Annotated in this window: 5 protein-coding genes and 2 pseudogenes; 2 read left to right on the forward strand and 5 right to left on the reverse strand. The window is 57.4% G+C overall.

The annotated features are described in order from the left end of the window. Positions 1 to 76: 76 nt before the first annotated feature. Positions 77 to 1,240: pseudogene (locus tag ACN0WV_RS19395) on the reverse strand (DUF4158 domain-containing protein); the annotation flags it as partial. A gap of 140 nt (positions 1,241 to 1,380) precedes the next feature. Here ACN0WV_RS19395 and ACN0WV_RS19400 point away from each other — a divergent pair. Next, a complete protein-coding gene (locus ACN0WV_RS19400) occupies positions 1,381 to 1,947 on the forward strand; it encodes a recombinase family protein (RefSeq protein WP_417607881.1) in 567 nt (188 codons plus the stop codon). Between the two features lie 58 nt (positions 1,948 to 2,005). Continuing rightward, a pseudogene (locus ACN0WV_RS19405) lies at positions 2,006 to 2,386 on the forward strand (Tn3 family transposase); the annotation flags it as partial. A gap of 57 nt (positions 2,387 to 2,443) precedes the next feature. Here the strand turns inward: ACN0WV_RS19405 and ACN0WV_RS19410 are convergent. The 4 genes from ACN0WV_RS19410 to ACN0WV_RS19425 form a co-directional block, all read right to left on the reverse strand. Continuing rightward, positions 2,444 to 2,920 carry a hypothetical protein gene (locus ACN0WV_RS19410; protein WP_229709630.1) on the reverse strand — a complete coding sequence of 159 codons (477 nt, stop codon included), beginning with the start codon at positions 2,918 to 2,920 and terminating at the stop codon, positions 2,444 to 2,446. Further along, positions 2,917 to 3,510 (reverse strand): recombinase family protein, encoded by a 594-nt coding sequence (locus ACN0WV_RS19415; RefSeq protein WP_073038196.1) that lies wholly within the window; start codon positions 3,508 to 3,510, stop codon positions 2,917 to 2,919. Before ACN0WV_RS19415 ends, ACN0WV_RS19410 begins: the two co-directional genes overlap by 4 nt. Positions 3,511 to 3,630: 120 nt before the next feature. Then, positions 3,631 to 4,248: a plasmid pRiA4b ORF-3 family protein gene (locus tag ACN0WV_RS19420; RefSeq protein WP_116599851.1), complete on the reverse strand. Its 618-nt coding sequence runs from the start codon at positions 4,246 to 4,248 to the stop codon at positions 3,631 to 3,633. Between the two features lie 8 nt (positions 4,249 to 4,256). Then, on the reverse strand, positions 4,257 to 7,145 hold the full coding sequence (locus ACN0WV_RS19425; RefSeq protein WP_116599850.1) for a Tn3 family transposase: 2,889 nt from the start codon (positions 7,143 to 7,145) through the stop codon (positions 4,257 to 4,259). Positions 7,146 to 7,334 lie beyond the last annotated feature (189 nt).

Consider the following 7,334-nt stretch of genomic DNA (forward strand, 5'->3'; position numbering starts at 1 on the left):
GTTAACGAAAACAGGTGGGTCAATTTTACGCGCTCATAACCCACCCAAGTGGGTCAATTTTGCATGCCGATTCACACATATAGGCATAGCGTTCAGCCGCTAGGGACAGTGAGTCACTGGTGGCCAGCTCTCCGAAGCCGGCGATTTCGTCGCGGCGGCCCAAGAGCCTGTCCCACCCGATTTCTGCATCAAGCGCCGCAAAGGGATCCTGGCCCAATTCCTGGGCGCGAGCCATGGCATCAATGGACTCGCCGAAGAGCTGCATCAGCTTGCCTACCTTTGCCTTGCCCATACGCCAAACCTCTTCTTGGCGATTGCGGGATCTTGAGAACAGCTGGCCGGTCAGCCGCTCGAACATGGCGATGGTCGCGTCGGTGATCGTGGTGGATAAATCCGTCATCTGTGCTGCCAACGTTGCGATCCGCCGCCGCTCTCCAAAATCGTTCAACAAGCTTACAGGTGCCACGGCACCTTCACGCGCGAACTTGAGGAGCCGATCCGGGTGCAAGCCCTGCCCAAGGTCAGGCGGCAAATCCAGCGATCGAAGATATTTCAAGCGCTCCAGAAGCGCGGTCATGCTGGCCGGGCTGGCCGAATGCGGAAAGCCTCGCAGCCATGTGAACCGTGATTGCCCAACGGACGGATCGTTTACCAACAGCGCCTGCAACTTGCTGCGTTGCTCTGGTGAGAGAGCATCAAACAGCGCCGCAGCAGCCTCCCGCCGGGCGCGAGCCCGTCCTTTCAAGGCAAGGCGCTCAAGCGTGTCCACGCTCGGCAACATCAGGTGGTGCTTGCGCAGCTCCGCAATCAGCGTCGCAACAATCTTGACGCTGTGATCTGTCGCAAAGGCCGCCTTTGTGGCAATCTCCTCCGCCTGCTGCACATGCTGAGGCCCGAAAGAAGACAACCCCAAATGGCGCATTGCGAGGGCATGGTGTTCATGGCGCGTATTTCGCCTGGCGGCGTAGTCGTCGAGAGTACACGCGCCGATCTGAAGTTGCTCTGCAAGCCAAGAGATCAGTTCGGCTGGCGGCATAGTGTCTTCACTCCACCCCAAGCCAGGGTAGCGCAGCAAAGAAATATGTACCGCAAGGCCAAGGTGGTTTTCGGCGCGGCGGCGGGTACGGATCAGATCAATGTCATCTCCGCTCAGCAGATAGTGGCGGATCAAAGCGTCAAAATCCGTCGGGACCCCGAAGAATTCTGCATGCGCCCGGGAGGAAAGAAGTCTGCGGCCCATAGGGTGTCCTCAAAACATTGTTGCAAGTTTGAAGACGCCGCATATTATAGAGACTGATAAAAAGACACATTTGGCGCGCCAATTTAGGATCAGAGCGGTCACGTCAAATCAGGCCATAAAACGGCCGTTTTGGAGACACCATGCCACGCACTGGCGACATCCTCGGATACGCAAGGGTCTCGACCGCCGACCAGGATTTGTCCGGCCAGAAAGATCGGCTGCTACAACACGGCGCTATTCGCGTGTTCGAAGACGTGATCTCCGGCAAGACGTTCAACCGGCCCGGTTTGGCCGCCTTGCTTGATCAGGCCCGGCCCAACGATACCCTCGCCGTCATCCGCCTCGATCGGTTGGGGCGCTCGCTCAAGGAACTCCTGGAAACCGTCGAAGACCTCAAAGCCAGAGAGATCAATCTGATCAGCCTCGAGGAGCGGATCGACACAACATCCGCCGCTGGAGAGCTCGTGTTCCATGTCTTCGGAGCCATTGCGCATTTCGAGCGACGCCTAATCTCAGAGCGCACCAAAGACGGCCTGGTCAACGCCCGAAAACATGGTCGTGTCCCTGGACGACCACCATTGCCGCCCGAGACAATCTCGGCGCTCCAAGACCTCGTCGGTGCAGGAAAGTCCGTCTCACAAGCTGCCAAACACCTCGGCATCGGCAGATCAACAGCTTACAAGATCATCAGAAACGCAACACAGTAGCTCGTGTTCAACCTTCGTTCTCCATTAGCGTGGGTCTACGAAGAAACCTTCCGATGGGGCCAAGTATGGCTCCGAGCCCGGCCTGAAAGCCTATACCCACGTCTCCGACCAGTTCGGCCCGTTCGCCACCCAGAACATCCCGGCCACCGTCAACGAAGCGCCCTACATCCTGGATGGGCTGTTGATGAACGAGGTCGGGCGCAAAATCAAAGAGCAGTACGCCGACACCGGCGGCTTCACGGATCACGTCTTCGCTGTCACGGCGTTGCTGTCCTATCACTTTATCCCGCGCATCCGTGATCTGCCATCGAAACGGCTCTACCTCTTCGACCCTGCCGCCGCGCCGAAGGAACTGCGCGGTCTGATCGGCGGAAAGGTTCGGGCGAAATTGATCGTCGACAACTGGCCAGTCATCCTGCGGGCCGTCGCCACGATGGCCTAGCTGGCCCGAAGCTGCATATTTGGGCTTTTGAGAGAACAAAGAAAGTACTCTCTATCAGTCTGACCGCTGCAGATACAAAGTGACGTTCTCGGCTGGCATCTTGAAGCCTCGACCGTCGGAGACCCGTTCAGTGCTGATAGGGTATTTGGGTCTGTTGGGGTTGATCCCAACGATCCGGTGAAGGTCTCCACCGGTTTTAAACGTTCGGCGATAATCAGATGGCTCCAGCCCGAAATGCGGTGCGAGCACTTCGAACATGGCTTTGTCCGGCGAGTAGATCGCGCCGTCTTCCATCGGAATGCCGACGCGGAAGCCGATGTTGAAGCTATGACGCAGATCGATATCGCTCAACTCGCCGCCTTCGACCGTCAACCCATGTGTTTCAGCCACGGCGAGGCAGGCCTTCATCATGTCTCGGCGTAGGCGATCGCACAGCTCTGGTGTCAGATTGCGCGGCGGGGAAACTTTGGAACTTGTCTGGACCGACGTTTTTTTCGCGGGGGCCTTTGGCTTGCGGGTGTTCTTTTTCATGACGCAGCCGTCCCGTTGCCATTGTGGTTCAAGGTCATTTGGGCCTTTGCTTTATAGACGGTTCCGCGCGATATCCGCATCTCTCGCGCGATTTCGGTGGGCGAGCAGCCGTCGATCAGCTTCGCCTGAATGGCCTCGAGATCGATTTTGGGTTTGCGCCCGCGATAGACACCGCGCTGCTTTGCTGAGGCAATGCCTTCGGCCTGGCGCTCCCGGCGCAGGTTGGTTTCGAACTCAGCGAAAACGCCAAGCATATCGAAAAAGGCTTTTCCGGTTGCCGTGGATGTATCCACAGGCTGCTCGGTGGCCGCCAGGTGCGCGCCCTTGGATTTCAGGTGAGTGACGATAGCCTGCAGATCACTGAGACTGCGGGCCAGCCGGTCAATGCGCGTGACGACCAGCGTTTCTCCTGGGTGGATGAAGTCGAGGATCGTCTTGAGTTCGGGTCGTCCCTCCAGGCTGGTCCCGCTCTTTTGCTCGGTGCGGACCATGCCGCACCCGGCCTCTTTCAAGACAGCAATCTGCGCATCGAGGTTCTGTTCGACGGTCGAAGTGCGCGCATATCCGATTTTGGCCTGATAAGTGTTCATTATGGGTGTGCCTCTGACGTGATCTGTTCATTATCTAAAAAAGACCCAAAGTGAATAGGAAAACGGCTGCTTTCACTGTTCATGCGCGTTGTCACTATGAGTATGCTCTAAGTGACGCTTCTAGCCCTCCATAACCCAACGTGATGTCCGCCGTGTCTTTTGCCTTTGCAGTTTCGTGAACTGCTCACTGACAGCATCGGCGTGGATTTCATCATGAGCCCAGTCAACGTATCCAGCTTCCTTCGCCCAATCATGTTCTGGGTGCTTCGCATCCCCACGCGCTTCCTTGAAGACTTCGTACATGGGCGGGCCTCCGATATCTTCTGGCGGGGTTGCCCACTGACCACCCACAAAACGCGGCAAAGGTTCATTTGGCACGACTGGACGCTTTGAGACCAGTTCAACGCGATGCACCCAGTCATCTCCAAAATCGTAGGTGTAGATCACGGACGGGACCTTCTTGTTCAAAAAGAACTCCAGCTTCTTTGTGGTGACCTCCATCACCGGCGGGCCGAACATCGGCTCGATCCAGAAGTCCTCGTTTTTCATCTGGTATTTACGGTCACCAATCTCGAAATCCCACAGGTGCATATCGTACCACAGGAAAGCCGCCTGAATGGCATCGTGCAAGTGTGGGAGGGTCTTGTCCGACCTGATCTCGATCTCCCGCCACGGGGTGGGATCGAGATCTTCAAGGGTGACTTTCAGCCGTAGGACCTGGGGTTCTTTCTTAGCCATGAGCGCCTCTATGCGGCCAAGGGTCCAAAATCGATCCGCTTATCCAGATCGACCTCGAAGCGGCCATAAGGGTTGATGTGTAGATAGATGAGCGGTGACAGGCCGCGATAGTCCTCTGGGGACAAGCGTGCGACCACATTGGGGTTACGCAGGACGGATTGCACCATTCGCGTGTTCACGTAGACCAATGACGACTGTAACAGGTGCAGCGCATGCGCGGCGGTTTCCTGGTCCCGCACACGGTTGGTTGCGATTTCGCCGCCCTTGCCGAAGAACACGAAGCTGTTGGCGCTGTTCCAGTTTTCCACGACGTTCAGCCCTTCGTGAATTTCCCGGCGGAACGCCTCGGACCGAAGGTATCGGCACAGGAATATCGTCTTGATGGCGCGGCCAAGCTCGGCGAGCGCCTTGTAGGTGGGGTGCATCACATCCGATCGCGCAAACCGGCGCAGGATGGCCTCCGGGTCAGCCGTTCCATGCCGCATGGCGGCTGCGTATTTGACCATTTCATCATACTGGCGTTCGATCTCACCCCAATCGATCACGCCTGACAGAATTGGCAACAGATTAGGCAGTTGCTCTCGCATTCCCGCACTCGGAAGGGCGAGTTTTTGGCGCGCGATAGCTTTGAGACGTGGCGCAAGCTCAAATCCCAGAAGATGGCAAAAAGCAAAGCCGACAGCGCTTTGTCCGTGGCTGTCTACATACTGCCGCTGGATTTCCATATCAGTGCAGTGCCGCAAGACGCCCTCAATCATGGCGGCCACTTCGGAAGACGAACAGCGTTTCAGCTGCGAATAAATGCAAGTTGCCTGCCGCTCGACATGCCAGTAAATCATGACGCCGCGTCCACCATAGCGCGCATGCCATTCCGTCATCAGGTTGCGGTCCCACGCTCCGAACTTGGTGGAATCCCCAGCACAGGTCGTGCCCGGCGCACCCCAAACTTCCGGGTTGCGGATTTCCAGCGTCGCATTGGCAACCTGCGCGCATGCCGCCTTGAGGGAAGCAGGGTCAATATAGCGCCGCCGGATATGCAAGAGTTCGTCATAACTGACATCGGGAGAACCGGCGGCCACGCGTTTCAAGCCCGCGTTGGTTCCCAAGCCGTAAAGGCAGAGTAGCAAGCGTAGATCTCGCACGACAGCTGGCAAAGCCTCCCGGCTGGCCGAGGTCTGAAAGCTGTTCAGAAACCCTGTGTTGAGGGCGGTTTCCTTGAGAACATCCAAAAGCCCGGTCATCGGCCAAGCCCGGGCAACCTCGGCTTTCAGCGTCGCCAGACCAGCCGGCTCTGGAGCCGGCGCCAGCGGCGTTACGGAAATCCGGTTCTCCCCGCCCCACCGCAGGCGCACTTTGTCATTGTCAGGCAAGGTTGCACTCAGCAGGTGAAGCTCCTGTTCCAGGTCCGCCTTCACGCCCGCGATAAAGCTCTGCGCGTCACGTGACAGCCCCAGATCGGCATAGTAGGCGTCTCGGCGCGCGGCAAAGTCCCCCGGCAGATCATCATCCGGATTGCGGTACCGGTCCGCGCCCTCAATCCAGATTTCTTTGGCACGGATGCGTTCCCGCAGTTGCGTCAGCACACAGAGCTCAAAGGACACAACATTGACCCGGCCGTTCTCGTCAATGACTGTGTTGCGCCATTTCCCGGGGATAATCCCTGCTGGAGTATCATCTTCAGAAACCACCCGGCGACCAGCCTCGGCAAACCGGATAATCTGATCCAAGGCGGATATTATTGGATGCCACATTGCGTTGTTCGACCGAAATCGCAAAGCCCGGAGCAACGGTGGCAACATGCGGCGGTAGTGACTGGCATATGAGTTGCGCATGGTTTGTTGGATGCGCGTGTCCAAGGTACCCTTGGCGCGATGTTCGTCAATGACTGCCCGGAGCTTACCCGCTCCAGCGATAGGGAAGATAACGTCTTCAATCCGGCCCTCGGGATGATCCAACGCGGCCATGGCGATCTCGACAAGCAACCGCTCCTTGCCGTGAACCGCGCCTATATCGGCCGCAATGCCCTGAATGACCTTGCGGCGCGATCGTGTTCCCAGACGATGAACCACCTCTAACAGCAAATCAATGAGGCCGTCGATCAGCTGCGAGCGGCGATGCATCAGGTAGACCGCAAGAAGTCCGAGGCGCTTCTCGGGGGCATGACGGCGCATTTCCGAGGCGGTTTCACCTTCTACCTGACGCGCAAGCCGCGCAATCCATCCCCGCTCGACCCTATCAAGAACAGCCATTGGTAGATCGAGACCATCGACAAAGGACACCTTCCTAGCTGCCAGCAACACGCTTTCCAGCGTTGCCGCGCCCACATCATCCTTCAGTCGCTGAAACCCCGTATCGGCCAAAGGCTCCGAGAGCGCCCATTCTAGTTGCTCAATGGTTTCGGCGTGGAGCAGCGCACCTACACGCATCAGAAAACCATCGCGAAAATCCCGGCGGGCAGCGCGGGCAAGGCGTTCCATGAGCTTGTCTGACGGGATAAAAACGCCCAGCTGCCGCGCCTGGTCAAAACCACGTTCGATCCAGTCTGCCAAGGTCAGGTCCTGCCCACCAAGCTGCTCAATCATCCAGGCCTGGAGATTGGCGCGGTCACGATCAGAAGCTCGACGAAATCCAAGAAAATCGAGAATGCCCGCACGTTGCCGTCGCGCGGTATCACTGGAAAATGAGTAGGAAAGATCGTCTGTCGCCCCAATCTGATCCGCAACGTACGCGATCACATCAGGGTCAAGATCACTGCGGTCGGCAGGAAACCTTGCATGTTGGCGAAAAAAGAGGAGCTGGCATGCAATCGCTACCCGAGACTTCGCCCCGAACCGATTGAGAAATTCAAAATCAGAATACGAAAGCCCCCACACCGAGGCAAATGCTTGCTCTGTCATGACACCTCCAGACGCAAGCATCATCCAACATCAGCTCTGACCGTCAATCAGCCTTTTGTTCTCAACATGTTCTCTCAAAAGCCCAAATACGCAGCTTCGGGCCAGCCAGGCTTATCTGGTGCCAAGACGGATCGACCAGGATTAAATCAAGCGCTCGATCACTTACGTTCCGGTGACGCGCTGATTGTC

This window comes from Primorskyibacter flagellatus (genome assembly GCF_048268605.1).
GTDB classification, from domain to species: Bacteria; Pseudomonadota; Alphaproteobacteria; order Rhodobacterales; family Rhodobacteraceae; genus Primorskyibacter; species Primorskyibacter flagellatus.

Coding starts and splice junctions, on each gene's coding strand:
- ACN0WV_RS19400 (WP_417607881.1), top strand. CDS start 1,381: ATGCCACGCACTGGCGACATCCTCGGATACGCAAGGGTCTCGACCGCC.
- ACN0WV_RS19410 (WP_229709630.1), bottom strand. CDS start 2,920: ATGAAAAAGAACACCCGCAAGCCAAAGGCCCCCGCGAAAAAAACGTCG.
- ACN0WV_RS19415 (WP_073038196.1), bottom strand. CDS start 3,510: ATGAACACTTATCAGGCCAAAATCGGATATGCGCGCACTTCGACCGTC.
- ACN0WV_RS19420 (WP_116599851.1), bottom strand. CDS start 4,248: ATGGCTAAGAAAGAACCCCAGGTCCTACGGCTGAAAGTCACCCTTGAA.
- ACN0WV_RS19425 (WP_116599850.1), bottom strand. CDS start 7,145: ATGACAGAGCAAGCATTTGCCTCGGTGTGGGGGCTTTCGTATTCTGAT.